This is a genomic window from Pseudomonas sp. SJZ103, from assembly GCF_007828335.1.
Lineage (GTDB): Bacteria > Pseudomonadota > Gammaproteobacteria > Pseudomonadales > Pseudomonadaceae > Aquipseudomonas.
Genome location: NZ_VIUN01000002.1, coordinates 167,584 through 193,828, shown reverse-complemented (window position 1 = coordinate 193,828; position 26,245 = coordinate 167,584). Strand labels below are relative to the sequence as shown.

The following is a 26,245-nucleotide window of genomic DNA, read 5'->3' as shown; positions in this document are numbered from 1 at the left end:
CGGGGCACCTGGATCAGGACTTTCAGGCTTTGAGCGACGTGCTGGCAGAATCGGCGGCAATTGTGCGGTCAGGTGCCTTGAGTTGACCCTCCCACCGGGCAATCACCAATGGCGCCAGCGCGTTGCCCAGCACATTCAACGCTGTGACCGGCATATCCATCAGGCGATACACGCCTGCAATGATCGCCACTCCTTCCACGGGCAGACCCGCCGCAGTCAAGGTCGCGGTAAGGATGATAAACATGAAACCCGGCACGCCCGCCGCGCCCTTTGACGTCAACACCATGATCAATACCAGCATCCCCTGATCCGCCAGACTCAGGTCGATGCCATATGCCTGGGCGATGAACAACGTGCCCAACGCAGCAAAAAGCGATGCGCCATCCAGGTTGAACGAGTAGCCCAGCGGGATAACCATGCTGGTAATAGGGCGCGGAGCGCCGTAGCGCTCCATTTTTTCGATCAATTGAGGCATTACTGTTGCTGACGCGGCGCTGCTGTAGGCCAGCAACAATTCACTGCGTATCTCCCGCACCAAGTGGAAGAAGCCGACCCCCGCCAATCGTGCAACTGCGCCCAATACGCACAATGCAAATAACAGCACTGCGACATAAGTTGTGCCGATCAGTTTGGCCAGCGGCAGCAAGGCACTGAGGCCAAAGCTGGCGACGGTAACTGCGATCAGCCCGAAAATGCCGATCGGCGAGTAATGCATGACCAGATGGGTGACTTTGAACATGGTGTCGGAGATGCCCTGCATCACACTGATCAGGGGGGCCTTGCGCTGCTCGGGCAGCATAGACAAGGCGCAGCCGAACAGGATGGCGAAAAACAGCACGGAGAGCAGCTTGCCCTGCGACATGGCCAAGACGATGTTATCCGGCACGATCGCCAATAGCGTTTGCCCCAGATTCTGCGTTTTGCCGTTGGCGGCCAGTTCTGTTACTGGCGTCTGCAACGTGCTGCCAAATTCGGCACCTGAGCCGGGCTCGACGACGTTTCCAACGATCAGACCAAAGACGATTGCAATACTGGTGATCGTGAAGAAGTAAACGAAGGTCTTCACGCCAACGCGTCCCAAGGCGGCAGGATTTCCCATCCCGGCAATGCCGACGGTCATGCAAGCAAAGACCAAAGGTACGACGATCATCTTCATCAGCTTGATAAACAAGTCGCCTGCCGGTTGCAGCAGATTGTCAATGAACCACGTCTTGTGTTCGGGAAACTGGTTGAGAAGGATGCCGACGATTATCCCGGCGGCCAGACCGATCATGATGCGAGTCACAAGGCTGGTTGGTTTTTTGGTGGTCATGTAGGTGCCCCTTATTGTTGTAGATTTCAGGGATTTATTGAGCGAACAGCGCGGCGAAGTCCTTGAACCCTTTCACCTCGATGGGGTTGCCGCTGGGGTCAAGAAAAAACATCGTGCGTTGCTCGCCTGGCTCGCCAGCGAATCGGATCACTGGCGGAATCTCGAAACATGTACCCAGGTGGGTAAGGCGTTCGGCAAGCGTCAGCCATTCCTCAAGCGGTAACACCACGCCGAGATGCGGCATCAGGACATGATGCTCACCGACCAGCCCGGTACGTGTGGTGGGAAACGGCGTGCCCAAGTGCAGTGAAAGCTGGTTCCCGAAAAAATCGAAGTCGATCCAGCTCTCGCTGCTACGGCCTTCCGTGCAGCCCAAAACATCTCGATAAAAAATGCGCGCCTGATTTAGGTCATAAACATGATATGCAGCGTGGAAAGGTCTGTTCATGGGGGGCATCTCTGTGTGGGAGAACCCTCAAATTAAACAGGTCGTGTACCCGGGTAAAACGGGTTCGCCTTGGTCTGAGCGAAAGGAAAACTTATGGATGTTCGATTCCTGAGAAGTCTGGTCGCCGTCATTGAAACCGGCTCCATTGCTGCGGCCGCGCGACGTGAAAACCGTACCGCAGCGGCGATCAGCCAACGGGTCAAGACGCTTGAGCGAACACTGGGGTGCACGCTGCTTATGCGCACTGCGCATGCCGCATGGCCCTCAGACCAGTGCCTGCTGTTGCTGCCAAAAATTCATGCGGTCATTGAACAGGCGCGCGAGTTGCAGGAGGACCTGAGCCAAGATGGCTTATCGGGAGAGATCAAGATCGGTGCCATTTCGACGGCATTGACCGGGGTCTTGCCGGGGGCGATTGAGCGACTGGCGCTTTCGGCACCAGGGCTGAGACTGAAGATCACACCGGGTGACTCCAGAAGCCTCTATGAGAGATTGCTGGCCCAGGAACTGGACGCGGCGATTCTTGTCAGGCCACCCTTTCAGCCACCCAAGGCTTTGGCGACGACCTTGTTGCGGGCTGAACCTCTGATACTGATTGCCCCCGCTGGGTTTGGCACGCAAACGTTAGAAGCATTGCTGCGCGAGCGGCCATTCATCCGCTATGACGCTCGTTCGTGGGGTGGGCAGATTGCCCAGCGTTTTCTCGATGAACAGTCCTTTGATCCGCAGGTGTTGTGTGAGCTGGATGCCTTGGAAACCATCGTCATACTGGTCGCCCAAGGCATGGGTGTATCACTGGTGCCGCAGTGGGCAGGGATGTCTCGCAATGGCCTGTGTGTCTTGCCGGTCGACGACGCGCCGCGCTATGCGCGGGATCTGGTCGTCATGCATAGCTCGACGCCGCGGCGCCCACTGGCGATGCGGCACTTGCTTGAACACCTGGGCAATCGCAGTGCGCCCTTAGGCAAACGTGTGATGTAGCGACGTAATTGCTCACAGCTTCACTGAGGCTCGGCTATGCGCTTTACGACTCGGCCAATGGTCAAGCCCTGCACCAGGATCGACGACAGCACCACGATGTAGGTGATGCTCAGCAGCAGATCGCGCTCCGGACCCAGTGGCAGGGCCAGCGCCAGTGCCACTGAAACCCCGCCGCGCAAACCGCCCCAGGTCAGGATACGGATGGTGCCGCGCGGCACCGTGCGCCAGCGGCGCAGCAACAGGATCGCCGGGGCCACGGTCAGTAGGCGAGACAGCAGGATCGCCACCGCCAGCAAACTGGCCGCGAACACGTGCAGCCAGTTGAACGGCAACAGCAGCAGCTCCATGCCGATCAGCGCAAAGAGCAGCGCGTTGAGCATGTCATCGAGCAGTTCCCAGAAGCCGTCCAGGTAGCGCCGGGTCATGTCGTTCATCGCCAGCTTGCGCCCCAGGTTGCCGATGATCAGCCCCGCCACCACCATCGCGATCGGTGCGGAGACGTGCAGTTCGGTGGCCATCGCCGAGCCGCCGATCACCAGGGCGAGGGTCAGCATCACTTCGATCTGGTGCTGTTCGATGCTCTTGATCATCAGGTACACCAAGTAGCCGATCAGCCCGCCGAAGACCACGCCGCCAATTGCCTCATGGGCGAACAGCATGGCCGTGGCGCCCACGGTCGGCGTCTCGCCCAACTGCGCGATACCCAGCAATACGGTAAACACCACCACCGCCGTGCCGTCGTTGAACAGGCTCTCGCCCACAATCGTGGTCTTCAGCGGTTTCGACGCATTGGCGGTTCGCAGCACGCCCAGCACCGCAATGGGGTCGGTGGGCGAGATCAGTGCGCCGAACAGCAGGCAGTAAAGGAAGCTCACGTGCCAGCCAAACAGGGCGAAGATGTAATAGGCCAGGCTGCCGATCACCACGGTGGCGATCAACACGCCGAAGGTTGCCAGCAGGCCGATGGGCCAGCGGTAGCTGCGCAGGTCGTTCAAGTTGACATGCAAGGCGCCCGCGAACAGCAGGAATGACAGCATCCAGTTCATCAGCAGGTCGCCGAAGTCGATCTGGCCGATCAGTTGCTGGATGCGCTCCTCCAGGCCTGGGTAGCCGAGCAGGCTCAGGCCTTGCAGGATCAGGGAAAACAGCAGGGCCGTGACCATGACACCGATGGTGGGCGGCAAGCCGATAAAACGGAAGTTCACGTAGGTGAGCAGGGTGGTGAGGCAAATGAAGGCGGCGACAAGTTCAAGCATCCGGGGTCCTTGGACGGTGGGTGGTGGAGTGTTAGTGGGGGGATGGACCGCAGTGGCGGCTTGAGGTTGCAAGGTCTTGGGCGAAAGTGCGGTAGAACCTTTCGGTGTCGCGCGGCTCATAGCGGTTAGGTGCGATATTAGGTTTTTAGTGCTAGAACTCTAATCGCTTTATAAAACTACAAAAGGAATGAGTGATGACGGCTGCTTTCTGGTGTGTGTTGATCGCGATTTTTCTGCCTTACCTGTGTACGGGGGTGGCCAAGTTCAGTGGCGGCAAGTTCGGGCTACGACAGAACCACGACCCGCGTGCTTTCCTGGATACACTCGACGGGTTTGCCAAGCGGGCCCACAGTGCGCAGCTCAACAGCTTTGAAGTGACGCCAGCGTTTGCGGCGGCGGTGATTATCGCCCATTTGGCCGGCACGGCCGAACTGGTGACCATCAATGTGCTGGCCGTGCTGTTTATCACCAGCCGCCTGCTGTACATCATTTGCTACCTGGCCGACTGGGCGATGTTGCGTTCGCTGGTGTGGGCGGTGGGCATGGCGTTGATTGCGAGTTTCTTCTTCGTCTCGATCTGACCCGATTTATGTAGGAGCGAGCTTGCTCGCGAAGAATGAACAGACGACGCGGGCTGCCAGAAAGCGCTGCGTTATCGTTGACGTTTTTCGCGAGCAAGCTCGCTCCTACGGGGTGTTTTCGGCGAATGTCAGGTTCCGGTAGGTGCATCCGGCACCTGCGGCAATGCCGCGCCCTTGGGCCACAGCATCCAGATCTGCCCTTGCTGCTTCATGTTTCCCGCCAACTCTCCGGCAGCATCACCCGTGCCCCAGAACAAATCCGCGCGCACTTCACCGGTGATTGCACCGCCGGTGTCCTGCGCGGCGACGGGGCGTGCCAATGGCGAGCCGTCGGGCTTGGTAGTCGACAGCCACAACAGGCTGCCCAGCGGAATCACCTTGCGATCCACCGCCACGCTGTAACCGGCCGTCAACGGCACATTCAGCGAACCGCGTGGACCTTCATTACTGTCGGGGCGTGCGCTGAAAAACACGTAGCTGGGGTTGCTCGCCAGCAGTTCCGGGATGCGTTCCGGGTGCGCCTTGGCCCAAGCGCTGATGGCGCCCATGGTCACGTCTTCTTTCTTCAACTCGCCTTGCTCCACCAGCCAACGGCCGATAGGGCGGTAGGGGTAGCCGTTTTGGTCGCCATAACCGACGCGCAGCTGGCGCCCGTCCTTGAGTTGAATGCGGCCCGAGCCCTGGATCTGCAGAAATTGCAGGTCCATCGGGTTGGTCAGCCAGGCAATCGGCTTGGCGGTGGAGCCTTGGCCGTTGATCGCGCTGGCATCGTCATAGGGCTTGAGCACGCGGCCTTCGAGGCGGCCGCGTAGGCGCTTGCCCTTGAGTTCCGGGTAGATGCTTTCCAGATTGACGATGATCAGGTCATCCGGCACGCCATACACGGGCACATGAGCGGCGGCGGTCTTGGTCAGGCTACCGGGGTATACCGGTTCGTAGTAGCCGGTGATCAAGCCGTTGGGGGTGTTATCAGCCGAACGCAGGCCGAACACATCCAGGCGCTCTTTGAGAAACCCGCGCACCGCTACGGCATCGCCGGGCACGCTGGCTGCTGCGGCACAGGTCGCGCCCCATACCGGGTCTGCCTTGAGGCGTTGGCAGGCGCTGCGCCAGGATTCAAAACCGGCCAGCAAGTCGGAGTCGGACACGCTCGGCAAAGCCTCCCAAGGGGCATTCACGTAGGTGGCCACGGCGTGGGGTTTAACAGTTTCATCTTTGCCGGCGTCTTTGCCCGCGTCACAGCCTGCCAGCAGTGCAATTATCGGCAGAGCCCACGCCAGGCGGCGGCTCCAGTGTTTCAATGTGAAATTCATGCAAACAGTTCCTGAAGCGATTGCCTGCGCCGCAGCGCCTGTGGGCAATCCTTATTATTAATAGGGCTATTGGTCTTTACGGGCGGGGCGAGGATACTGGCCGCCGTTTCCCGTGACCCTGAGCCACCATGACTTTTAAAAAAATTACATTTGTGCTGTTGGCCTGCCTGACGCTGTCCGCCTGCGGCGGTGTCGACCCGAATTCGCCCCTGGGCCAGCGCAAGGCGATCTTCAAGCAGATGCTCAAGACCGGCGAAGACCTGGGCGGCATGCTGCGTGGGCGCATCCCCTTCGATGGCGCGAAATTCGCCGAAGGCGCGGTCAAGCTCGATGCGCTGTCCCATGAACCGTGGAAACACTTTCCGAGCGTACGCGAAGAGGATCACACCAGTGCCAAGGACGACGTGTGGCAAAAGCAGGCGCAGTTTCAGCAACTGGCTCGCGACCTGGAAGCGGCCACCGGTGAGTTGGTGATCGCCAGCCAGGTGCAGCCCTACAAGGCCAGCAACCTTTCGCCTGCCGTACAGAAAGTCGAAGATGCCTGCAGTGCCTGCCATAAACAATTTCGGGATCACTGACCGGTTTTACTGGTCGAGTTCTTCCACGGCGTCTTGCAGTTCCTTGCGTGACTCGGCGAGTTTGTCCTTACGCTTGTTGATCTTGTCCGCGTCGCCTTTTTTCATCGCCTTGTCGAGGTCGGCCTGACGGCGGCTGACCTCGTGCTTGGCGTCGAGTACCTTGTTTTCGCGCTCCTTCCTCAAGGAGGCATCCGTGCAGTTGGCGGTGACTTCGCTCAGGGCTTTTTCCAGGCCGGCTTGCTGGTCGCTGTTGCCGTGGGCCTTGGCCTGTTCGATCTGGGTGCTGATGGCCTGGCGTTTGGCGGCACAGCCGGTGAGTGGGGTGGCTTCTTCGGCGGCCAGCAGTGGCGTGGCCATGAAGCTTGCGACGGTCAACAGGGCGAAAGGGGCGAGGAATTTCATGTGGAGCTCCAGGTGCGCAAATAGCAGGGTGAATTCTGCTGTGATTCAAAGGTGGCTGGGTTGGGTTCAAAAACCGTCTATTCCGGCCACGCGTAATGTTTCAGCCAGGGTCTGTACGTGTGGGTCGCGAAAAAAAGCGCTCAGTTGCGCCGCGCGGCCCGGGCCGATGCCATCGATGGCCAGCCAGGCCTGGGTGTCTCTGGCGACCAGCGTCTGCCAGTCGCCTTCCAGGTTGTTACGTGCCGCAGGCGGTACACCCAAGGCCTTGAGCCATTGTGCAAAGGGGCGTTGCCGAGCGCTGTGAAGGCTGTGGAGCAGCCGCGTGCGGCTGCGCTCACCGAAGCCATCAATGTTAGCAAGCTCTGCCGCATCCAGGGTTAACCAATCGAGAAAGCCTGCGATTAGACCGGCCTGGATCAATATGTTCCACGTCTCGCGGCCTATGTGCGGCAATGCCAGGCCCTGGTTGCCGCTCAGCCAGGTAAGGCGTGCGAGCAGCTGTTCTTCGCAGCCGGGGTCCAGCTGCCAGCAACTCAACGCGTGAAAGTCCCGAGGATCGGGCACTGGCAGCTCGACCCTGGTGGTATTGCGCAGGATCACTTGGTCCAGCCGAGGGATCACTTGGCCCGCCAGGCTCACGGACACTTGGTCGCCCGGGCGAATATCCAAGGCCTGCCAGCGCTTCAAGGAGCCAGCGTTGACCCGGCTGATCCGGCGGTCGTCCAGGCGCACAGGCTCCAGTTCCAGAATGGGGGTGATGCGTCCGGTGCGGCCGATCTTGAACTGCACCTGGCGCACCAGAGCCAGGGCTTTGGAGGCGGGGTACTTCCAGGCGACCGCCCAATAAGGCGCGCTGACCTGCCAGCGCTCGGCAGGTGCGCGTAATGCCTGGTGCAGCACCACCCCGTCGCTGGCGAAGGGCAGTGGGTGGTTGTACCAATAAGTGCGCCAGTGCCCGGCTTCGGCGATGTTCTGGACTGGCTGGCTATAGCGCTGGCTGTCGGTGAACCCCCAGCGTGCCAGGGTGGCCAGGCGTTCGGCAAAGGCAGCGGGGCCGTTCGGCCAGGCCCAGACAAACAGGCCGATGCCGGCGGCGTCGGTGTCGCTCAACTGCCGGCGGTTCATCATTCCAGCCACCTTGCTGCGCGTGTTGAGCCCGCCACGAGCCGATTGCACATGCTCGTCAAGGCGCCAGTAGAGCTCGCCTTGCAGCACCAGATCGATGGGTTCCGGCAGTTGCTGGACAATGGCGGGGATCTTGCGCGCGGAGGCTGACCAGTCCTGGCCGAGTGCGCCATCGCCTCGGCTGATCAACTGCTTCAATTGGCCCTGGCGATACACCAGGGTCACCGCCACGCCGTCGACCTTGGGTTGAATCCACACGTCTTGTCGTGTGTTCAGCCAGGCGCCGACGGCTTGTTCATCCAGCAGTTTTTTCAGGCCTGTATGGGCGACCGGATGCGGCAAGGTGCCCCGGGCGCTGGCCAGTGGGTTGTCAGGTTGGGTGGTGGCTTGTGAGAAACACTGGCGCCAGTGGGCCAGACGCTGGCGGGCCTGGTCGTAGAGTTCATCGCTGACGGCGGATTGGCCGAGGCGGTGGTAATTGTCGTCCCACAGGCGGATTTGTTCGGCCAGGGTGTCGACCTGGGTCCGGGCCTCATCGGGGCAGTTTTCAGCCCAGGCCGAAAAGGGTAGGGCGCTGAGTAGAAGAGCAATCAATAAACGCATCATGAGCATCCTTGCTCGAAAGGGGCGCCCAGCCTAAATGATCCCTTCACCCACAAAAAAGCCCCGACGATGCGGGGCTTTTTACCGGGTGTTTCGGCTTACTTGAACAGACCGCCCAGTGCTTTCACGGCATCAGGCTTATCAGCCTTGGCTTCCTGGGTTTGCTGCTTGGCGTCGGCTTTGGCCTGGGCTTCAGAGAGTTTGTCACAACCTTTGTTGATCTGGTCTTGCGCCGCTTTGAAGGCCTTCACTTTCAAGCTGTCGTTGCTGGCTTCGGCCGCATCGATCTTGGTTTGCAGGTCTGCGGATTGCTTTTGGCAGTCGCCAGCGTTGCTGACACCCAACTGGGAGCCCAGGGCGCCACTCAGTGCGCTCAGGTCGGCGGCGTGGGCCGACAGGGCGAACAGGCTGATCAGAAGGGCGGCAGGGGCGAGCGGGGAGATGCGCATGAAAAACCTCAATGTTCGATTGCCTGCGCACTTATGAATCCCGGGCTGGCGCAGGGCAATATCCAAATAAGGTAGAGGCCCGAGAGGGCGCGGATTCTAGAGGGCCATTATTTCGCCTGCAAGCATTGGATCCAAAAAATGTGAAGAGAGTCCCGCAATAAAAAGCCCCGCCGGGCAAACCCGGCGAGGCTTTATGTACCGTGAGCGTTTACAGGCCGGCGGCAGTGCGCAGGTCGTTGGCGCGGTCGGTTTTTTCCCAGGTGAAGGTGGTGAAGGTGTCGTCACCGACGGTCTTCTGCGCAGGGGTACGACCGAAGTGGCCGTAGGCTGCGGTTTCCTGGTACATCGGGTGCAGCAGGTCGAGCATGGTGGTGATCGCGTAAGGGCGCAGGTCGAAGATCTCGCGCACCAGCTTGACGATCTTGTCATCGCTGATCTTGCCGGTGCCGAAGGTATTCAGCGAGATCGACGTAGGCTGGGCCACGCCGATGGCGTAGGACACCTGAATCTCGCAACGCTCGGCGAGGCCGGCAGCTACGATGTTCTTGGCCACGTAGCGACCGGCATAAGCGGCCGAACGGTCAACCTTGGATGGGTCTTTACCGGAGAACGCGCCACCGCCGTGACGGGCCATGCCGCCGTAGCTGTCGACGATGATCTTGCGACCGGTCAGGCCGCAGTCACCTACCGGGCCGCCAATGATGAACTGGCCGGTGGGATTGATGTGGAACTGGGTGTCCTTGCTCAGCAGTTCGGCCGGCAGCACGTGCTTGACGATCAGCTCCATTACGCCTTCGCGCAGGTCGGCGTAGGAAACGTCCGGGTTGTGCTGGGTCGACAGTACAACGGCGTCGATACCGACCACTTTTCCGCCTTCGTAGCGGCAGGTCACCTGGGACTTGGCATCCGGGCGCAGCCAAGGCAGCAGGCCGGATTTACGCGCTTCGGCCTGACGCTGCACCAGCTGGTGCGAGAAGGTGATCGGTGCCGGCATCAGCACCTCGGTTTCGTTGCTGGCGTAGCCGAACATCAGGCCTTGGTCGCCGGCGCCCTGGTCTTCCGGCTTGGCACGGTCGACGCCCTGGTTGATGTCGGGCGACTGCTTGCCGATGATGTTCATCACGCCGCAGGTCGCGCCGTCGAAGCCGACGTCGGAGCTGTTGTAGCCAATGTCGGTGATCACATCACGGACGATCTGCTCCAGGTCAACCCAGGCGGTAGTGGTCACTTCGCCAGCGATGATCGCTACACCGGTTTTCACCAGAGTCTCGCACGCCACACGGGCGAACTTGTCTTCAGCAATGATGGCGTCCAGCACCGCATCAGAAATCTGGTCGGCGATTTTGTCCGGATGCCCTTCAGACACGGACTCGGAGGTGAAAAGGGAGTATTCGCTCATCTCGATGTTTTCCTGATATTTACCGATGGTGAGTGTCGCCAGTCGGTCGCTGAAAGTGGCGGACCTGGATCTGGAAACCATTACGTAAACCTACATAGAGGCTTTCCCCGGGAACGAGTCCCGCAGCGGTGGCCCAACGGGCCAGATCGTCCTGTTCAAAACCCAACCAGAGATCACCGCAGGCCTCCCTGGCCCAATTCTGGTTGTGGCTGCATAAATCCGTAACCAACAGGCTACCGCCGGGTTGCAGCAACCCGGCCATTTGCTTTAAAGCGTCGGCGGGGGCTGCGAAATGGTGCAAGACCATGTTCAGCACCACGCAATCGGCCTTGATCGTTGTGCTGCTCAGAGCGTCTGCCAACTGCAGGCTGACATTGCCCAACGCCTCGCGCTCACAGAGCTGGCGCGCCAGTTCGAGCATCGCCGGGCTGTTGTCCAGTGCGGTGACTTGCTGAAAGCGGCGCGCCAGTTCCGGCAGGAAACCGCCATCCCCAGGCCCCACTTCCAGTGCCGTGGCCCCTTCACTGAAGCTCAGCTTGTCCAGCAGCGCCAGTACGCTGTCGCGGTATTGGGTCAGGCCTGCGATCAGGTCCTGTTGGGCGCGAAATTTGTCGGCAACCCGTGCGAAAAAGTCCTGGCTCGCGGCGGCCCGTTGCCCGTGGACCTGGCCGATGCGTGACTGCACGTCATTTGGCAGGCTCAGGCTGTCCACTTCCTCAAGTAAGGCGGCGTGCAGCTTGCCGCCGAGCAGGTCGGTGTGGGGCAGGGCGCGGCGGTAGAAAATCGCATTGCCTTCGCGGCGGGTGGCGACCAGGTCGGCCTGGGACAGCACCTTCAGATGGTGGCTCATGCCGGACTGGCCGATGGCGAAGATCTGTGCCAGTTCCAGCACGCCGAATGAATCGTTGGTCAGTGCGCGCAGTACGTTCAGACGCAATGGGTCGCCAGCGGCCTTGCACAAGGCTGCCAGGTCTTCGCCGTCGTCAGGACGCAGGGTGGGCACGGGTAGGTTCATAAGACCAGCAGTCTAGTGACGGGTGGGTATCCTCGCAAGGTCAATATCAAAAAGTTTTGATATTGGTCGATAAGTGGCGGTTATAAGCAGCCGCTATAACCTTTAGACGAAGCGGTTAAAGGTTTCTGCAAGCGATTGCCGCCCAAAGCACAGGAAAAACACCTGCAAGTGACTATCTGTCATTGCCCGCAGGCGGTGGCTGAGGGAAAATGCCGGTCCTTTTTTCCGTTTCTTTTAATCATTCACTCTTCAAAATCCTCAGGAGAACAGCGATGCCCAGCCGTCGTGAGCGTGCCAACGCCATTCGTGCCCTCAGCATGGATGCCGTGCAAAAAGCCAACAGCGGCCATCCCGGTGCCCCGATGGGCATGGCGGATATCGCCGAGGTACTTTGGCGTGATTACCTGAAGCACAACCCGAGCAACCCGTCGTTCGCCGACCGTGACCGCTTCGTGCTGTCCAACGGCCACGGCTCGATGCTGATCTACTCGCTGCTGCACCTGACCGGCTACGACGTCACCATTGATGACCTCAAGAGCTTCCGCCAGCTGCACAGCCGCACTCCGGGTCACCCTGAATTCGGCTACACCCCAGGCGTGGAGACCACCACCGGCCCCCTGGGCCAAGGCCTGGCCAACGCCGTAGGTTTCGCGCTGGCAGAAAAAGTCCTGGGCGCGCAATTCAACCGCCCTGGCCACGACATCGTCGATCACCACACCTACGTGTTCCTGGGTGATGGCTGCATGATGGAAGGCATTTCCCACGAAGTTGCTTCCCTGGCCGGCACCCTGGGCCTGGGCAAGCTGATCGCCTTCTACGATGACAACGGTATCTCCATCGACGGCGAAGTCGAAGGCTGGTTCACCGACGACACCCCTAAGCGTTTCGAAGCCTACAACTGGCAGGTAATCCGCAATGTCGACGGCCACGATCCGGAAGAAATCAAGACCGCCATCGACACCGCCCGCAAGAGCGCGCAGCCGACCCTGATCTGCTGCAAGACCACCATCGGCTTCGGCTCGCCGAACAAGCAAGGTAAAGAAGACTGCCACGGCGCCCCACTGGGTGACGCGGAAATCGCCCTGACCCGCGAAGCGCTGAAGTGGAACCACGGCCCGTTCGAAATCCCGGCCGACATCTACGCCGAATGGGATGCCAAGGAAAAAGGCCTGGCCACCGAAGCCGAGTGGGACCAGCGCTTCGCTGCCTACTCCGCTGAGTTCCCTGAATTGGCCAATGAGCTGGTGCGCCGCCTGGCCGGTGATCTGCCTGCCGACTTCTCGGAAAAAGCCTCGGCCTACATCGCCGAAGTCGCGGCCAAGGGCGAGACCATCGCCAGCCGTAAAGCCAGCCAGAACACCCTGAACGCCTTTGGCCCGCTGCTGCCTGAGTTCCTCGGCGGTTCGGCTGACCTGGCCGGTTCCAACCTGACCCTGTGGAAGGGCTGCAAAGGTGTCTCGGCCGAAGACGCCAGCGGCAACTACATGTACTACGGCGTGCGCGAATTCGGCATGAGCGCCATCATGAACGGCGTGTCCCTGCACGGCGGCCTGGTGCCTTACGGCGCGACGTTCCTGATGTTCATGGAGTACGCACGTAATGCCGTGCGTATGGCCGCGCTGATGAAGAAGCGTGTGATCCATGTGTACACCCACGACTCCATCGGCCTCGGCGAAGACGGCCCGACGCACCAGCCGGTCGAGCAACTGACCAGCCTGCGTACCACGCCGAACCTGGATTGCTGGCGCCCAGCCGACGCGGTGGAATCGGCGGTGGCCTGGAAGCATGCGATCGAGCGCAAGGACGGTCCTTCGGCGCTGATCTTCTCCCGTCAGAACCTGCAACACCAGGTGCGTACCGACGCGCAGATCGCCGACATCAGCCGTGGCGGCTACGTGCTCAAGGACTGCATCGGCGAGCCGGAGCTGATCCTGATCTCCACCGGTTCCGAAGTGGGCCTGACCGTTCAGGCGTACGACAAGCTGACTGCCCAAGGCCGTAACGTGCGCGTTGTGTCCATGCCGTGCACCAGCGTGTTCGAAGCCCAGGACGCCGGCTACAAGCAATCGGTGCTGCCGTTGCAGGTCAGCGCGCGTATCGCCATCGAAGCGGCTCACGCCGACTACTGGTACAAGTACGTGGGCCTGGAAGGCCGCGTGATCGGCATGACCACCTACGGTGAGTCGGCGCCGGCGCCAGCGTTGTTCGAAGAGTTCGGTTTCACCCTGGAAAACATCCTGGGTCAGGCTGAAGAGCTGCTGGAAGACTAAGTCAGTCTGCGTTGTCTGTACTGGCGCTATCGCGGGCAAGCCCGCTCCCACATTTGGATCTCGGTCTACTGTGGGAGCGGGCTTGCCCGCGATGGCGATACTGCATTCAACACCGAACTAACCTTGATCGAGAACCCCATGCCCCAACCGCGTCCCTACAAAGTTGCACTCAACGGCTACGGCCGCATTGGTCGTTGCGTCTTGCGTGCTCTGTTCGAGCGAGGGGCGGCAGCCGGGTTTGAAATTGTCGCGATCAACGATCTGGCCGACATGGCCAGCATCGAATACCTGACACGCTTTGACTCCACCCACGGCCGTTTCCCCGGCGAAGTGCGGGTCGAAGGCGATTGTCTGCATATCAACGGCGACTGCGTGAAAGTATTGCGCAGTGCCACCCCCGAGGGCATCGACTGGGCGGCGCTCGGCGTCGACCTGGTGTTGGAATGCTCCGGTGCCTACAACACCCGTGCCGATGGCCAGCGTTTCCTCGACGCCGGCGCTCCGCGTGTGCTGTTTTCCCAGCCGATGGCCAGCGAGGCGGATGTCGACGCCACCATCGTCTTCGGCATCAACCAGGATTGCCTGACCGGCAATGAGCTGCTGGTGTCCAACGCCTCCTGCACCACCAATTGCAGCGTGCCGCTGTTGCGCCTGCTGGATCAGGCGATCGGCCTGGACTACGTGTCGATCACCACCATCCACTCGGCAATGAATGACCAACCGGTGATCGACGCCTATCACCATGAAGACCTGCGCCGCACACGCTCGGCGTTCCAGTCGGTGATTCCGGTGTCCACAGGCCTTGCCCGCGGCATTGAACGCCTGCTGCCGGAACTTGCCGGGCGAATCCAGGCCAAAGCCGTACGGGTGCCGACGGTGAACGTGTCCTGCCTGGACATCACCATGCAAACCGTCAGTGACACCGATGCCGTGGAGGTCAACCGGATCCTGCGCGACGCCGCCACCAGCGGCCCGCTCAAAGGCTTGCTGGCCTACACCGAGTTGCCCCACGCCAGTTGTGATTTCAACCATGACCCGCATTCGGCAATTGTCGATGCCAGCCAGACCCGCGTTTCCGGCCCGAGGCTGGTGAACATCCTGGCCTGGTTCGACAACGAATGGGGCTTTGCCAACCGAATGCTCGACGTTGCGGAACATTATCTGCATATCGCCTCTAAACAACCTCAACAGTAATTCAGGAACTGCCACCCATGACCGTGTTGAAGATGACCGACCTCGATCTGCAAGGTAAGCGCGTACTGATCCGCGAAGACCTCAACGTCCCCGTCAAGGACGGTGTTGTCACCAGCGATGCGCGAATCCTGGCCTCGCTGCCGACCATCAAGCTGGCCCTGGAAAAAGGCGCGGCCGTGATGGTCTGCTCCCACCTGGGTCGCCCGACCGAAGGTGAGTTCTCCGCCGAAAACAGCCTCAAGCCGGTAGCCGACTACCTGAGCAAGGCCCTGGGCCGTGACGTGCCGTTGGTGGCTGACTACCTGGACGGCGTTGACGTTAAGTCTGGCGACATCGTGCTGTTTGAAAACGTGCGCTTCAACAAAGGCGAGAAAAAGAACAGCGACGAACTGGCCCAGCAATACGCCGCCCTGTGCGACGTGTTTGTGATGGACGCTTTCGGCACTGCCCACCGTGCCGAGGGTTCGACCCACGGCGTGGCCAAGTTCGCCAAGGTGGCGGCTGCCGGCCCATTGCTGGCGGCTGAACTGGATGCACTGGGCAAAGCCCTGGGCGCTCCGGCCCAACCGATGGCTGCCATCGTTGCCGGCTCCAAGGTGTCCACCAAGTTGGACGTGCTCAACAGCCTGAGCCAGATCTGCAACCAGTTGATCGTCGGCGGCGGCATTGCAAACACCTTCCTGGCTGCAGCAGGCCACCCGGTGGGCAAGTCCCTGTACGAGCCGGACCTGCTCGATACCGCCCGCGCCATTGCCGCCAAGGTCAGCGTGCCGCTGCCGGTGGACGTGGTGGTGGCCAAGGAATTCGCTGAAACAGCCGAGGCCACCGTCAAGCTCATCGCCGACGTGGCCGCCGACGACATGATCCTCGACATCGGCCCGCAAACCGCAGCCAACTTCGCTGAATTGTTGAAAGCCTCCCAGACCATCCTGTGGAATGGCCCGGTCGGCGTGTTCGAGTTCGACCAGTTCGGCAATGGCACCAAAGTGTTGGCCAAGGCCATCGCAGAAAGCTCGGCATTCTCCATCGCTGGCGGCGGCGATACCCTGGCAGCTATCGATAAATATGGCGTTGCTGACCAGATCTCCTACATTTCCACCGGTGGCGGCGCATTCCTCGAATTCGTCGAAGGCAAAGTCCTGCCAGCCGTTGAAGTGCTGGAAACCCGAGCCAAAGGCTAAGGCTCGTGATCCGGAAAAGGAGCATTCCCATGATCAAGTCGTTGGCAATGGTGATCGCAGCGGGCCTGTTGGCCGGCTGCGGCAGCACGCCAAGCGCAGCCCCGCCGGCAGGGAAACCTGCCTCGGAGCAGAAAAAAACCTGCTACCAGGCTGACTGGCAAGCCGAGACCATGCCGGTGATCAACAAGCGTATCGGCAACGAACGGCTGGAGAGATATGACTCTGCGCCCAACGGTCAGGAACAGGGTTGCCCTTGACGGGTCTGATCAACTAACCGACGGCATCGGCGGCCTTTGGCCCCGCTGCGAGGATTGGCTATGAAAGGCGTTTTCGCCCTGGCAGCCCTGGCCCTATTGGCCGGTTGCAGCAGCATGAACATGTTCAACAAGGCAGAGCCGGAAGGTAAGTGGACCACCTGGACCTGCGACAGCAAGGCCGAGGTCAACTGGCGCTTCGCCAACCAGGCCCGCAGTGAGGTGGATGTACGCCTCGGCGGTTCCGACCAGGTTTATCGCCTCAAACAGGATGTGGCGGCTTCGGGCGTGCTGTACAGCAACGACCAGTTGGCGTTTCACACAAAAGGTGAGGAAGGCCTGGTTTACTGGGTTGCCACCGACGATTTGATCGGGCGCGGCTGCAAGGCCCAGTAAATAGAACGCGGCCTCACCATCGATGAGACCAAAATGTGTGGGAGGGGGCTTGCCCCCGATAGCGGTGGATCAGCCAACAGAGTCATCACTGACAGGCTGTCATCGGGGGCAAGCCCCCCTCCCACATCAGCAATAACGATTCAGCACGCCAGGCATGCAAAGCCTGACCTGCAATAACTTGAATAGCAGCCGCCGCTACGGCAGGCTTGCACGATTAACGACCCTCGACCGGGAGAGACAACACAATGGCACTTATCAGCATGCGTCAAATGCTGGACCACGCAGCCGAGTTCGGCTACGGCGTCCCAGCCTTTAACGTCAACAACCTTGAGCAGATGCGCGCCATCATGGAAGCCGCTGACAAGACCGACTCCCCAGTGATCGTCCAGGCTTCGGCCGGTGCGCGCAAATACGCCGGTGCTCCTTTCCTGCGTCACCTGATCCTCGCTGCGATCGAAGAATTCCCACATATCCCGGTGTGCATGCACCAGGACCACGGCACCAGCCCTGACGTGTGCCAGCGCTCCATTCAACTGGGTTTCAGCTCGGTAATGATGGACGGCTCCCTCGGTGAAGACGGCAAGACCCCGACCGACTACGAGTACAACGTGCGCGTAACCCAACAAACCGTGGCCATGGCCCATGCCTGCGGCGTTTCGGTTGAAGGCGAACTGGGTTGCCTGGGTTCCCTGGAAACCGGCATGGCCGGTGAAGAAGACGGCATCGGCGCCGAAGGCGTGCTGGATCACAGTCAGATGCTGACCGACCCGGAAGAAGCTGCCGACTTCGTCAAGAAGACCCAAGTGGACGCCCTGGCAATCGCCATCGGCACCAGCCACGGCGCCTACAAGTTCACCAAGCCACCGACCGGCGACGTACTGGCCATCGACCGCATCAAGGAAATCCACAAGCGCATCCCTAACACCCACCTGGTGATGCACGGCTCTTCCTCGGTACCGCAAGAATGGCTGGCGATCATCAACCAGTACGGCGGCGACATCAAAGAAACCTACGGCGTACCGGTTGAAGAAATCGTCGAAGGCATCAAGTACGGCGTGCGCAAGGTCAACATCGACACCGACCTGCGCCTGGCGTCCACCGGCGCGATGCGTCGCCTGATGGCCACCAACCCGAGCGAATTCGACCCACGTAAATTCTTCGGCGCTACCGTGACTGCGATGCGTGACGTATGTATCGCACGTTATGAAGCCTTCGGTACTGCGGGCAATGCTTCGAAGATCAAGCCGGTTTCGTTGGAAGCGATGTACCAGCGGTATTTGAAGGGTGAGTTGAACGCTAAGGTCAACTAAGCCTAACGCGTTAATTAAGAAGCCCGCAGCGATGCGGGCTTTTTTGTGGGCAGGATTTTTATTGAGTTAATTTAAATGTCATACCCAACCAGCTGTGGGTCTGCGTGTGAGGCTCAAGGGGCGTAGACAGGTTTTCGATAGTAAAGGAAATAAACCGCAGTTGACATTGAAGCGGTGAAAAAAGCAGCGCAGGCTGCCATAACAAAAGGTGTTGCTCGATCACCAGCAGTTATTAACGCCGTTCCTAAAATCGGTCCGATGATAATGCAGAGGATTTGGACACTTCTAAAGGATGTAGATACCCTTCCAATATTTTCAGAAGGGCACAATTGTTGAAGAATTATGCTTGAAGAAATTATTAATAGCTCATAGCCAAATCCGTTGATAAACCAAACTACGGGATAAAGAAATTGCCTGCCGGGTATTTGTAAACGTGTGAGTGTTGCAGTTACCAATAATGCAATCGAAAAAATAATTAAGGCGTATGTTCGGATTACCACCTCATCGACAGTCTTAAGTTTAAATTTTACCAACAGTGCCGCCCCTACGGCGCCCGCAGCGGTTGCAGAAATGATCATTGAAAAAACAACGGGCGGCAAACCTTCATGCGCTAAAAAGGAAGCGAGATGCGGGTCGTAAACTCCCAGGGCTAATGAGGTCAGTAAAGAATATAAAAAGCCAACGCGGAGTTGGAAGGGAAGTAGTTTAAATATAGGAAAACCCCTTAATATATCCCGATATAACGAAATAACCTTCGAAGGTGCGCATTCAAGTTTCGGTTGGATTGCTGCGCAGAGAGACACCAGAATTGGAAGGCTAAAAAATACCGAGGCCGCCGATAGGAAGAAAATATTATTAGGTAACAATATCACGGTTAGCAAACCTGCCAGTAAAGGAGCAAGAATTTTCGAAGATTGATCTAACAAGCTCACAGAACTAAAGAAAGACTTGCGTTCGTCGGTGCTGATCAACTGCTGTACCGCAACGGTGATTGAGGGAAAGTAAATAAGGTTTGAAATGCTCTTTAAAACAAGCAGCCCTAAAAACACATTAAAGTTTGGCGAAAATGCGAGGCCAATAGTGGAAGCTATACGGAGCATCGCCCCCACAAGCAATGTTTTTCTAACGTCCTGTCGATCTATGAGCGTTCCTACTACGGGTCCAAGAAATAGCATAGGCGCGCCTAAACAAAAGGCCAGCATCGCTATTGATGAGGGCGAGGCCTGCCACCTATAGACGGGTACAGTAAATACTAGAAAGATATCCAGCCATAATGACAGACTGGATAGTGCTTGCACGCAAATGAGTTTATGTGGGTTTTTCATTATTGTGGTCTACACTCTTTAAAAAAAGACTATTCTCAAATACGAATCCGTCAAGTCCGTGCTCATTCGCAAAACGGTGGAGGTCACTTAGTTTATTTATAAACCCACGGCCATTAAAATTCAGTGAGGTGTTGCAGAGTACACCTACTCCTGACACGTCCCGACACGCGTTTAGTAACTCATGCATTCTAGGGTTCTGAAAGTTATTAACTGACTGAGGACGAGCGGAGTTATCAATATGCGTCACAGCCGGTATGGCGTTTGATACCACAGTGCGGAATTCCAGCATATAGGGCGACGGGTGAACGGGGTAAAAATAATCGGCAAGGCATTCTTCCAAGCATACCGGTGCGATAGGTCGAAACCCTTCTCTATTTTTAATAGCGTTTAATTTCGCAAGATTTTCTCTAGGATACGGTGCCGCTAATATCGAACGGTTGCCGAGTGCTCTCGGGCCCACCTCATACCGGCCTTGTACCCAGCCCAATATGTAACCAGCATTAAGCAATTCTGCTACGCGCCGTGGATAATAGGGCTCTTTAACAAAGTAATCAGTGCCTTCGAGGTCGTCATGTGAGAGCTCCCCCGCATAGGGCGACCACGTGACCTTGGCAAGCCCTCTGGTGTATAACATCGCATCAATGGCTGTGCCTATAGAGGAACCGCTGTCGTTTGTGCACGGGGGAATAAACACATCAGAGAAAAGCCGTGTTTCTATCCACTTTGAATTCCAGTCGCAATTTAATCCACACCCTCCGACAATTAATAAGGGGGCATCATCAACAACTATGGTTTTTGCAAAATCGTGAAAAATTTTAAATATCGCGTTTGAAAAGTGGTAGGCAAGTGATGCGAAACGGGGCGCGTCAAGTCCCACGTTGAAATAAGCGCTACTTTGAACCTGGTGTTTATTTATTTTTCTGAAGTTTGAGTTTTTATTGAGCAACGTAGCGATAATGGCTTTGCCTTCTTCATCGAGTTGGCCATTTTTTCCATAGGCAGCCAGCGCCATGAGCTTCCCCGCATCGCTCAAGCGAATTTGGCCCGCTCCTAAATTAAACGTTGGGTCAGCCAGCCCATATAAAAATGCAAATCTATCCCCGGGGTCGTCAATTACTCGACCTAAGTGTGTGATATTTACATCTTTATCAATTCGATAAAATGCGCCGAAGTGGCCTTCCCGTGTAGGTAGGAACAGTAACCATCTTGATGGTGAAATGAGGGTTGGTGTAGGCGTCATTCGATTGATTTTTGAGGGTCGGCTCTATAAATACGCGTTTCATATATAGTTCCTTTTAGTGTCGCTCCGCACAATTGCGATGCCATTGAACCGTAAGGAGGTACTTTTTGCTTGTCAATAATTTTTATGTGCTCTCGTGGCGTTAAGCGCGTGATTAATCGCTTATGATTGTCGGATATTTCTTAGTTAATTTTCCTACTCTGTGCTTGCTATTTGATCTGTGGAGTAGTTCATTCATGAAGCAGGTTGTTTAGTTGCATGGCATAAAAAATTGTAAGGAGCCAGTGTCTATCCAACCCTCTCAGACGAATGCGTGAGGAAACTGTTTTCAATTGAATACTTGATGGTCTTGAAATGTCCGTTCAATACAGCATTTCAATACCTTTGTTTGCAACAAGTCTTGTATGAGTGACATTCAAGGTTATTTTTTGCGGCCGTAAAGGGATCAGCTCTGAGGTGGTGTATCAAAACCCCGGTGCTCAATCACCCGGAACAAATCACTGACGTCCTGCACCAGAATACGTGCGGGGTTAGCCAGGTTGTTCAGGTCGCGCTCGGCGAAGTCCGGCAGGCTGGAGCAGGCGATCAGGTTGAGGTGCTCGAGGGCCGCGTTCAGGCGTTCGCGCAGGCAGGCGTGGAGGTCGAGCAGCGGGGCGTCGCTGTCGATCAGGAGTACGGGGTAATCGGTGGCGGTTTTGGTGCAGGGGGTGAAGCGACGGGGTGGTAGTGGGGCGTTCATGGCAAATCCTTAACTCAAGAAAAGAATGACCACCGTTTGCTGCGAAACAAATTGGGTGGCAGCGGTGCGCGGGTTCGCAGACCGAGGAGTTAAGACCCGGCAGACCCGAAGGTCTCCCACACACAGCCACCATAAAATAAACGTTGGGCGCAAAAGCGCTCGTCGTTTAGCGGGGTGGCGGAGTGTCAGTCGCGGGAAATAGTGGCGACACTCCGCCATCGCGGGTAAGCCAGGCTCCTACAGGGTTAGTGGCTGTTCAAGAGGGGGGAATAGTCTCTGACGCCATCAGACAATCCCTGCTCGAAATGAGGCCAGTCCCTTCACTCGTGATCAATATCCAACTTCGCAAACGTCACCTTTGCGCCTTCCTTGCTGTCCCCGCTGTTGTCCTGCACATAAGCGCCCGCCTTGAAGTACAGCGGCTTGGCCGCCCACGCTGCACCGATGCGTTCGTTCCACTCACTGTCGGCGGCGTACACGCTGAGCAGCCCGGCTTTGTTGAGGTTGATCACGTAGGTAAAGCTTTTCTCCAGCGGCACATTGGACGCGACGATGATCACGCGGCTTTCATTTTCATCCGGGCGCATGCGCACCTTGGCGACGATGTTGCCGGTCTGGGTCTTTTCCTTGAACTGGTATTCGAGTTTGATCAGCGGTTTCTGGCTGTCGTAGGCGTGGATCTGGCCGATGACGATCTTGCCGCTGGAGGGCACCTGGTTGACCGCGAGGGTGGCGCGCAGGAAATTATCGGCTTCGGGGTAGGTCCAGTTGCGTAGACGGCCGTCGGCGTAGGTTTCGCGCAGTTCGCTGCGTGGGTACACGGCGTTTTCGGTGCGGGTGCCGGTGACCGGTGTCCAGAATTGCACGTTGCTGCCTTCGGCCTGGAAGTATTGGTCGTTGAAACCGCTCATCAGTTTTGGGGTGTCGATGGTGGCGGGCGGGGAGCCGACCGGAATGCTCAGGTTCCAGGTGGAGAGGTCGATCATGGCGTTGGCCTTTTACAGGGGGTGAAGGCTTTGGCCCGGGGGCCTGACAGGTTCTTTATAGGCGGTGGTCGGCCAGTTGTTAAACATTTACTGGCAATTTATTGGCGCCAAAGGAATGCCAAAAAGCCATGTTTCCCATGAAACGTGGGCTGTAGAGGTTGACCGTTAGTCGGCTGACTGAACTTTGGCGCAATGATGGCATCCACGTCACTTCTGATTTTCAGGAACCGGGGCTAGAGTGAGGCCTCAATGTTTGTCCGGGTTTTCTCTCAGAAGTGACCGGAGTAGACCTAAGGAAGAGACCTAGCATGGAATGCGCTCCACCTCATGGCGATGGCAGTTCGGTTCTTCTGGTGGTCGATGACTACCCTGAAAATCTGATCAGCATGTGTGCGCTTCTACAACGCGATGATTGGCTGGTGGTGACCGCTGCGTCCGGGGTGGAAGCCCTGGAGTTGCTGCTGCAGCATGATGTCGACCTGGTGCTGCTGGATGTGATGATGCCCGGCATGGACGGCTTCGAAGTTGCCCGCTTGATGCGCGGCAGTCACCGCACGCGCATGACCCCGATCATCTTTCTAAGCGCCAACGCCCAATCGCCCGCCGCCGTGCTGGAAGGCTACGCCAGCGGCGCCATCGACTACCTGTTCAAACCTTTCGACCCGCACATTCTCAAGCCTAAGGTCCAGGCGTTGCTGGAGCACCAGCGCAACCGTCGGGCCTTGCAGCGCCTGAGTCATGACCTGGAGTCCGCCCGGGCGTTCAATGCGTCGGTGTTGGATAACGCCGCCGAGGGCATCCTGGTGGTGAGTGAAGAGGGCGTGATCGAATACGCCAACCCGGCGATTTCGCGCCTGCTCAATGCCACGATCCAGGAACTGCAAGGCCAGGACTTCCTGAGGTTCCTGCAAAAACCCCATGTGCCCGTCTGGCTGGAGTCGCAGATGTTCGCCGGCTATCGCCGGGGTGAAACCTGGCGCCTGCACGATGCGCTCCTGCGTACCGGCCGTGGCCAGCAAGTGCCGGTGGCGTTGTCCTGCGCGCCGCTGCCGGCTGAGCAGAAGGCCATGGTGGTGACGGTGCTGGATATGTCCGAAGTGCGCCACCTGCACCAGCAGCTGGAGTTCCAGGCCGTGACCGACCCGCTGACGGGGCTGCTGAACCGGCGCGGTTTTTACCAGGCGGTGGAAAACACGTTATTGCGCAGCGAGCGGACAGAGCAGGCCCTGGTGCTGCTGTACCTGGACCTTGACGGCTTCAAACGGGTCAACGATTCCCTGGGCCATGATGCCGGCGACCGGGTTCTGCGCTGGGTCTCGGAGCAATTGCAGGGCTGTCTGCGTTCCTACGACATTCTCGGCCGCATGGGCGGCGACGAATTCACGGCGTTGCTGGAGCTTGAGTTCCCGGAGCAGGCGGCAAAAATTTCGGAAAAACTGATCGAGCGAGTTTCTGCGTGCCAGCAGGTCGATGGTTTGGATGTCATGCTCGGCGTCAGTATCGGCATCGCCACCTTCCCGGACTGTGGCTCGGATTTGAATGGGTTGTTGCGTGCGGCCGACATCGCCATGTACGAAGCCAAACGCGCAGGCCGTCAGCAGTATCGCTATTACGACCAGGAAATGAACGGGCGCGCCCGCTCGCGGCTGATGCTCGAAGACAGCGTGCGCACGGCGATTCAGAACAAGGATTTCACCTTGGTCTATCAACCTCAGGTCTCGCTGGTGGATGGCCGCCTGCGCGGCGTTGAGGTGTTGTTGCGCTGGCAACACCCCAGCGTCGGCGATGTGCCGCCGGGGCTTTTTTTGCCGTTGCTGGAAGAGGCGCGGCTGATCAGCCAACTGAGCGCCTGGATTTACCAGCAGGTTGCGGCCCAGCGCCAGGCCTGGCAGGCGACGTTCGACGATGAATTGGTGCTGAGCGTGAGCCTGAGCAGCAGCCAATTCAATACGCCTAACCTGGCCAATCAGTTGCAGCAGGTGTTGGAGCGACATGGGCTGCAGGGGCGTCAGCTGGAGGTGGAAATCAGCGAGGACTGCCTGATGAGTAACCTGGAAGAGGCCGCCAAGCAGCTCAAGTTGCTGCGCCGTATCGGGGTGCGTATCGCCCTGGATGACTTCGGTTCGGGGCAGTGTTCCCTGGCGCATTTGCGCGACCTGGCGTTCGACACGCTCAAGCTTGATCCGCAATTGGTTGCGCGGCTGCCGGGCTCGGTGCGGGATGCGGCGATGGCGCGCAGCATTATCGAGCTGTGCGGGCATTTTGAGGTGGTCGTGGTGGCCGAGGGTGTAGAAACCCAGGAGCAGGCCCAGTGGCTCAAGGCCCAGGGTTGCCCGTTTATCCAGGGGCCGTGGGCGGCGCAGCCGTTGATAGCCGAAGAAGTGCTCGACTGGTCGCGCGCTCGCGTGCGCTGAATTCGCTACACTGGCGCCATTCGAATCCTGTTGCAGACCCCAATGACCGCGCTGAAATACCTCCAGGCCTACCCCGCAGCCCTCCAGGAGCAAGTACGCCAACTGATCGCCAAGGACCAGTTGGGCGCCTATCTGGAGCAGCGTTACCCCGACCGCCATGGGGTGCAGAGCGACAAAGCCCTGTACGCCTATGCCCAGGCCTTGAAGCAGGAACACCTGCGCAACGCGCCGGCCATCGACAAAGTGCTGTTCGATAACCGCCTGGACCTGACCCACCGAGCCCTTGGCCTGCACACCACAATTTCACGGGTGCAGGGCGGCAACCTCAAATCCAAGAAAGAGATCCGCATTGCCTCGCTGTTCAAAGAGGCCGCACCGCAATTCCTGCGCATGATCGTGGTTCACGAGCTGGCGCACTTCAAGGAATCGGACCACAACAAAGCGTTCTACAAACTCTGCGACTACATGATGCCCGGCTACCACCAGGTGGAATTTGACCTGCGGGTGTACCTCACGTATCGCGACCTGCAGGGCAAACCCTGACCGCACAAGGCGACTGACCATGGATGTGAGCAAGACCAAAAGCAGCTTCTACCGCCGCCTGTACGTGGCGTACCTGATCGACAGTGGGTTGGCCAGCAGCGTCCCGGCATTGACCGACGTCACCGGCATGCCCCGGCGCACCGCGCAGGACACGATTGCGGCGCTGGCCGACTTGGATATCGTGTGTGAGTTCGAGCAGGAAGAGGGGGCCCGCAACCATGCCGGGCACTATCGGATTCGCGACTGGGGCGCGATTGATCGGGGGTGGATCGAGGTGAATCTCAGTCAGATCAAGCGGGTTCTGGATTACCCCTGAGTTCAGCGGTGGCTGGGCCGACGCTATCGGGAGCAAGCCCCCTCCCACAGTTTGAACGGTGAATACATTCAAAATGTGGGAGGGGGCTTACCCCCGATGGCAGCCTTAAGCGCGCCGCATCCCTATATGTGGAATGTCATCCTCCAGGTATTCCTCACCCGCCACCACAAACCCATACCGCCCGTAATACCCCTGCAAATGTGCCTGGGCTGACAGGAAGATCGGCGTCTCGGGCCAGATATCCTCAATCTGCCTGAGGGTTTCTTCCATCATCTGGTGCCCCAGCCCGGTGCCCCGTGCAACCGGCGCAACGATCACCCGGCCGATCACCACGTCGCCGCCCTGGGACTCCGGGTCCAGCAGGCGCAGGTAGGCCACCAGTTCGTCGTCTTTCCAAGCCATCAGGTGGTGGGTATCGCCCGTCAGGTCTTGCCCGTCGATGTCCTGGTAGACGCACTTCTGTTCGACAACGAAGACCTCGCCGCGCAAACGCAAAATGGCGTACAGCTGCTCCTTGCCCAGGTCAGTGTGATGCTTGCAGACCCAATCGACTGTCATGGTGTGTTCTCACGTAAATGTCTGTTCTGGATAGTAAGCGCGACGGGCAGCGGTGTC

Annotated in this window: 26 protein-coding genes; 12 read left to right on the top strand and 14 right to left on the bottom strand. The window is 58.5% G+C overall.

Annotation, left to right across the window (positions count from 1 at the left end):
* Positions 1-22: 22 nt before the first annotated feature.
* Positions 23-1,312 (bottom strand): cation:dicarboxylate symporter family transporter, encoded by a 1,290-nt coding sequence (locus FBY10_RS06115; protein WP_237683191.1) that lies wholly within the window; start codon positions 1,310-1,312, stop codon positions 23-25.
* Positions 1,313-1,346: 34 nt separating this feature from the next.
* A complete protein-coding gene (locus tag FBY10_RS06110) occupies positions 1,347-1,760 on the bottom strand; it encodes a VOC family protein (RefSeq protein WP_145336885.1) in 414 nt (137 codons plus the stop codon).
* A 93-nt stretch (positions 1,761-1,853) separates the two neighbouring features.
* Between FBY10_RS06110 and FBY10_RS06105 the strand changes: the two genes are divergently transcribed.
* On the top strand, positions 1,854-2,741 hold the full coding sequence (locus FBY10_RS06105; protein WP_131697465.1) for a LysR family transcriptional regulator: 888 nt from the start codon (positions 1,854-1,856) through the stop codon (positions 2,739-2,741).
* A gap of 20 nt (positions 2,742-2,761) precedes the next feature.
* On the opposite strand, the gene FBY10_RS06100 is transcribed toward FBY10_RS06105, so the two are convergent.
* Positions 2,762-3,997: a sodium:proton antiporter gene (locus FBY10_RS06100; RefSeq protein WP_131697464.1), complete on the bottom strand. Its 1,236-nt coding sequence runs from the start codon at positions 3,995-3,997 to the stop codon at positions 2,762-2,764.
* A gap of 194 nt (positions 3,998-4,191) precedes the next feature.
* Here FBY10_RS06100 and FBY10_RS06095 point away from each other — a divergent pair, with 194 nt between their 5' ends.
* Complete coding sequence (locus FBY10_RS06095) at positions 4,192-4,578, top strand: MAPEG family protein (protein WP_145336884.1); 387 nt, start codon at positions 4,192-4,194, stop codon at positions 4,576-4,578.
* A gap of 128 nt (positions 4,579-4,706) precedes the next feature.
* On the opposite strand, the gene FBY10_RS06090 is transcribed toward FBY10_RS06095, so the two are convergent.
* Complete coding sequence (locus tag FBY10_RS06090; RefSeq protein ID WP_145336883.1) at positions 4,707-5,891, bottom strand: murein transglycosylase A; 1,185 nt, start codon at positions 5,889-5,891, stop codon at positions 4,707-4,709.
* Positions 5,892-6,019: 128 nt separating this feature from the next.
* On the opposite strand from FBY10_RS06090, the gene FBY10_RS06085 reads away from it, so the two are divergent.
* Positions 6,020-6,469, top strand: a complete 450-nt coding sequence (locus FBY10_RS06085) for a cytochrome c (protein ID WP_145336882.1) — start codon at positions 6,020-6,022, stop codon at positions 6,467-6,469.
* Between the two features lie 6 nt (positions 6,470-6,475).
* Here the strand turns inward: FBY10_RS06085 and FBY10_RS06080 are convergent, their stop codons facing one another.
* From FBY10_RS06080 to FBY10_RS06060, 5 genes are all read right to left on the bottom strand, one after another.
* Positions 6,476-6,871: a DUF1090 domain-containing protein gene (locus FBY10_RS06080; RefSeq protein WP_131697460.1), complete on the bottom strand. Its 396-nt coding sequence runs from the start codon at positions 6,869-6,871 to the stop codon at positions 6,476-6,478.
* A 66-nt stretch (positions 6,872-6,937) separates the two neighbouring features.
* Complete coding sequence (gene ligB / locus FBY10_RS06075; protein ID WP_145336881.1) at positions 6,938-8,602, bottom strand: NAD-dependent DNA ligase LigB; 1,665 nt, start codon at positions 8,600-8,602, stop codon at positions 6,938-6,940.
* A gap of 95 nt (positions 8,603-8,697) precedes the next feature.
* The gene (locus FBY10_RS06070; protein WP_131697458.1) at positions 8,698-9,048 is read right to left on the bottom strand and encodes a DUF1090 family protein; all 351 of its coding nucleotides are present in this window, start codon (positions 9,046-9,048) and stop codon (positions 8,698-8,700) included.
* A 208-nt stretch (positions 9,049-9,256) separates the two neighbouring features.
* A complete protein-coding gene (gene metK, locus FBY10_RS06065) occupies positions 9,257-10,447 on the bottom strand; it encodes a methionine adenosyltransferase (protein ID WP_053128075.1) in 1,191 nt (396 codons plus the stop codon).
* 19 nt (positions 10,448-10,466) lie between these two features.
* Positions 10,467-11,462: a metalloregulator ArsR/SmtB family transcription factor gene (locus tag FBY10_RS06060; protein WP_131697456.1), complete on the bottom strand. Its 996-nt coding sequence runs from the start codon at positions 11,460-11,462 to the stop codon at positions 10,467-10,469.
* A gap of 272 nt (positions 11,463-11,734) precedes the next feature.
* Here FBY10_RS06060 and tkt point away from each other — a divergent pair, with 272 nt between their 5' ends.
* The 6 genes from tkt to fba all read left to right on the top strand — a co-directional run bounded on the left by tkt (position 11,735) and on the right by fba (position 18,067).
* A complete protein-coding gene (tkt, locus tag FBY10_RS06055) occupies positions 11,735-13,732 on the top strand; it encodes a transketolase (RefSeq protein WP_034116187.1) in 1,998 nt (665 codons plus the stop codon).
* Positions 13,733-13,870: 138 nt separating this feature from the next.
* Entirely contained in the window at positions 13,871-14,926 is a 1,056-nt protein-coding gene (gene epd, locus FBY10_RS06050) for an erythrose-4-phosphate dehydrogenase (protein ID WP_131697455.1), read from the top strand.
* A gap of 17 nt (positions 14,927-14,943) precedes the next feature.
* Positions 14,944-16,107 carry a phosphoglycerate kinase gene (locus FBY10_RS06045; protein WP_131697454.1) on the top strand — a complete coding sequence of 388 codons (1,164 nt, stop codon included), beginning with the start codon at positions 14,944-14,946 and terminating at the stop codon, positions 16,105-16,107.
* Between the two features lie 29 nt (positions 16,108-16,136).
* Positions 16,137-16,364 (top strand): hypothetical protein, encoded by a 228-nt coding sequence (locus FBY10_RS06040; RefSeq protein ID WP_131697453.1) that lies wholly within the window; start codon positions 16,137-16,139, stop codon positions 16,362-16,364.
* Positions 16,365-16,424: 60 nt separating this feature from the next.
* Positions 16,425-16,757 (top strand): MliC family protein, encoded by a 333-nt coding sequence (locus tag FBY10_RS06035; protein WP_027606036.1) that lies wholly within the window; start codon positions 16,425-16,427, stop codon positions 16,755-16,757.
* Between the two features lie 245 nt (positions 16,758-17,002).
* A complete protein-coding gene (gene fba / locus FBY10_RS06030; RefSeq protein ID WP_053128086.1) occupies positions 17,003-18,067 on the top strand; it encodes a class II fructose-bisphosphate aldolase in 1,065 nt (354 codons plus the stop codon).
* Positions 18,068-18,180: 113 nt separating this feature from the next.
* Here fba and FBY10_RS06025 read toward each other — a convergent pair whose 3' ends face one another.
* The 4 genes from FBY10_RS06025 to FBY10_RS06010 all read right to left on the bottom strand — a co-directional run bounded on the left by FBY10_RS06025 (position 18,181) and on the right by FBY10_RS06010 (position 22,357).
* Positions 18,181-19,392 (bottom strand): MFS transporter, encoded by a 1,212-nt coding sequence (locus tag FBY10_RS06025; RefSeq protein WP_145336880.1) that lies wholly within the window; start codon positions 19,390-19,392, stop codon positions 18,181-18,183.
* Positions 19,376-20,632, bottom strand: a complete 1,257-nt coding sequence (locus FBY10_RS06020; RefSeq protein WP_145336879.1) for a carbamoyltransferase C-terminal domain-containing protein — start codon at positions 20,630-20,632, stop codon at positions 19,376-19,378. Before FBY10_RS06020 ends, FBY10_RS06025 begins: the two co-directional genes overlap by 17 nt.
* A 445-nt stretch (positions 20,633-21,077) precedes the next feature.
* Positions 21,078-21,371, bottom strand: coding sequence for a fructose-bisphosphate aldolase (locus tag FBY10_RS06015; protein WP_145336878.1), 294 nt, complete (start codon positions 21,369-21,371; stop codon positions 21,078-21,080).
* Positions 21,372-21,691: 320 nt separating this feature from the next.
* Positions 21,692-22,357 (bottom strand): polysaccharide lyase family 7 protein, encoded by a 666-nt coding sequence (locus FBY10_RS06010; protein WP_131699044.1) that lies wholly within the window; start codon positions 22,355-22,357, stop codon positions 21,692-21,694.
* A 308-nt stretch (positions 22,358-22,665) separates the two neighbouring features.
* Here FBY10_RS06010 and FBY10_RS06005 point away from each other — a divergent pair, with 308 nt between their 5' ends.
* Genes FBY10_RS06005 through FBY10_RS05995 form a run of 3 tightly spaced genes read left to right on the top strand, consistent with a single transcriptional unit; the run spans position 22,666 to position 25,630 of the window.
* The gene (locus FBY10_RS06005) at positions 22,666-24,771 is read left to right on the top strand and encodes a bifunctional diguanylate cyclase/phosphodiesterase (protein WP_131699045.1); all 2,106 of its coding nucleotides are present in this window, start codon (positions 22,666-22,668) and stop codon (positions 24,769-24,771) included.
* A gap of 42 nt (positions 24,772-24,813) precedes the next feature.
* Entirely contained in the window at positions 24,814-25,314 is a 501-nt protein-coding gene (locus FBY10_RS06000; RefSeq protein WP_027606033.1) for a M48 family metallopeptidase, read from the top strand.
* Between the two features lie 19 nt (positions 25,315-25,333).
* Entirely contained in the window at positions 25,334-25,630 is a 297-nt protein-coding gene (locus FBY10_RS05995) for a helix-turn-helix domain-containing protein (RefSeq protein ID WP_145336877.1), read from the top strand.
* A 105-nt stretch (positions 25,631-25,735) separates the two neighbouring features.
* Here the strand turns inward: FBY10_RS05995 and FBY10_RS05990 are convergent, their stop codons facing one another.
* The gene (locus tag FBY10_RS05990) at positions 25,736-26,188 is read right to left on the bottom strand and encodes a GNAT family N-acetyltransferase (RefSeq protein WP_145336876.1); all 453 of its coding nucleotides are present in this window, start codon (positions 26,186-26,188) and stop codon (positions 25,736-25,738) included.
* Positions 26,189-26,245: the final 57 nt, after the last annotated feature.

Coding starts and splice junctions, on each gene's coding strand:
- FBY10_RS06115 (WP_237683191.1), bottom strand. CDS start 1,312: ATGACCACCAAAAAACCAACCAGCCTTGTGACTCGCATCATGATCGGT.
- FBY10_RS06110 (WP_145336885.1), bottom strand. CDS start 1,760: ATGAACAGACCTTTCCACGCTGCATATCATGTTTATGACCTAAATCAG.
- FBY10_RS06105 (WP_131697465.1), top strand. CDS start 1,854: ATGGATGTTCGATTCCTGAGAAGTCTGGTCGCCGTCATTGAAACCGGC.
- FBY10_RS06100 (WP_131697464.1), bottom strand. CDS start 3,997: ATGCTTGAACTTGTCGCCGCCTTCATTTGCCTCACCACCCTGCTCACC.
- FBY10_RS06095 (WP_145336884.1), top strand. CDS start 4,192: ATGACGGCTGCTTTCTGGTGTGTGTTGATCGCGATTTTTCTGCCTTAC.
- FBY10_RS06090 (WP_145336883.1), bottom strand. CDS start 5,891: ATGAATTTCACATTGAAACACTGGAGCCGCCGCCTGGCGTGGGCTCTG.
- FBY10_RS06085 (WP_145336882.1), top strand. CDS start 6,020: ATGACTTTTAAAAAAATTACATTTGTGCTGTTGGCCTGCCTGACGCTG.
- FBY10_RS06080 (WP_131697460.1), bottom strand. CDS start 6,871: ATGAAATTCCTCGCCCCTTTCGCCCTGTTGACCGTCGCAAGCTTCATG.
- ligB (WP_145336881.1), bottom strand. CDS start 8,602: ATGATGCGTTTATTGATTGCTCTTCTACTCAGCGCCCTACCCTTTTCG.
- FBY10_RS06070 (WP_131697458.1), bottom strand. CDS start 9,048: ATGCGCATCTCCCCGCTCGCCCCTGCCGCCCTTCTGATCAGCCTGTTC.
- metK (WP_053128075.1), bottom strand. CDS start 10,447: ATGAGCGAATACTCCCTTTTCACCTCCGAGTCCGTGTCTGAAGGGCAT.
- FBY10_RS06060 (WP_131697456.1), bottom strand. CDS start 11,462: ATGAACCTACCCGTGCCCACCCTGCGTCCTGACGACGGCGAAGACCTG.
- tkt (WP_034116187.1), top strand. CDS start 11,735: ATGCCCAGCCGTCGTGAGCGTGCCAACGCCATTCGTGCCCTCAGCATG.
- epd (WP_131697455.1), top strand. CDS start 13,871: ATGCCCCAACCGCGTCCCTACAAAGTTGCACTCAACGGCTACGGCCGC.
- FBY10_RS06045 (WP_131697454.1), top strand. CDS start 14,944: ATGACCGTGTTGAAGATGACCGACCTCGATCTGCAAGGTAAGCGCGTA.
- FBY10_RS06040 (WP_131697453.1), top strand. CDS start 16,137: ATGATCAAGTCGTTGGCAATGGTGATCGCAGCGGGCCTGTTGGCCGGC.
- FBY10_RS06035 (WP_027606036.1), top strand. CDS start 16,425: ATGAAAGGCGTTTTCGCCCTGGCAGCCCTGGCCCTATTGGCCGGTTGC.
- fba (WP_053128086.1), top strand. CDS start 17,003: ATGGCACTTATCAGCATGCGTCAAATGCTGGACCACGCAGCCGAGTTC.
- FBY10_RS06025 (WP_145336880.1), bottom strand. CDS start 19,392: ATGAAAAACCCACATAAACTCATTTGCGTGCAAGCACTATCCAGTCTG.
- FBY10_RS06020 (WP_145336879.1), bottom strand. CDS start 20,632: ATGACGCCTACACCAACCCTCATTTCACCATCAAGATGGTTACTGTTC.
- FBY10_RS06015 (WP_145336878.1), bottom strand. CDS start 21,371: ATGAACGCCCCACTACCACCCCGTCGCTTCACCCCCTGCACCAAAACC.
- FBY10_RS06010 (WP_131699044.1), bottom strand. CDS start 22,357: ATGATCGACCTCTCCACCTGGAACCTGAGCATTCCGGTCGGCTCCCCG.
- FBY10_RS06005 (WP_131699045.1), top strand. CDS start 22,666: ATGGAATGCGCTCCACCTCATGGCGATGGCAGTTCGGTTCTTCTGGTG.
- FBY10_RS06000 (WP_027606033.1), top strand. CDS start 24,814: ATGACCGCGCTGAAATACCTCCAGGCCTACCCCGCAGCCCTCCAGGAG.
- FBY10_RS05995 (WP_145336877.1), top strand. CDS start 25,334: ATGGATGTGAGCAAGACCAAAAGCAGCTTCTACCGCCGCCTGTACGTG.
- FBY10_RS05990 (WP_145336876.1), bottom strand. CDS start 26,188: ATGACAGTCGATTGGGTCTGCAAGCATCACACTGACCTGGGCAAGGAG.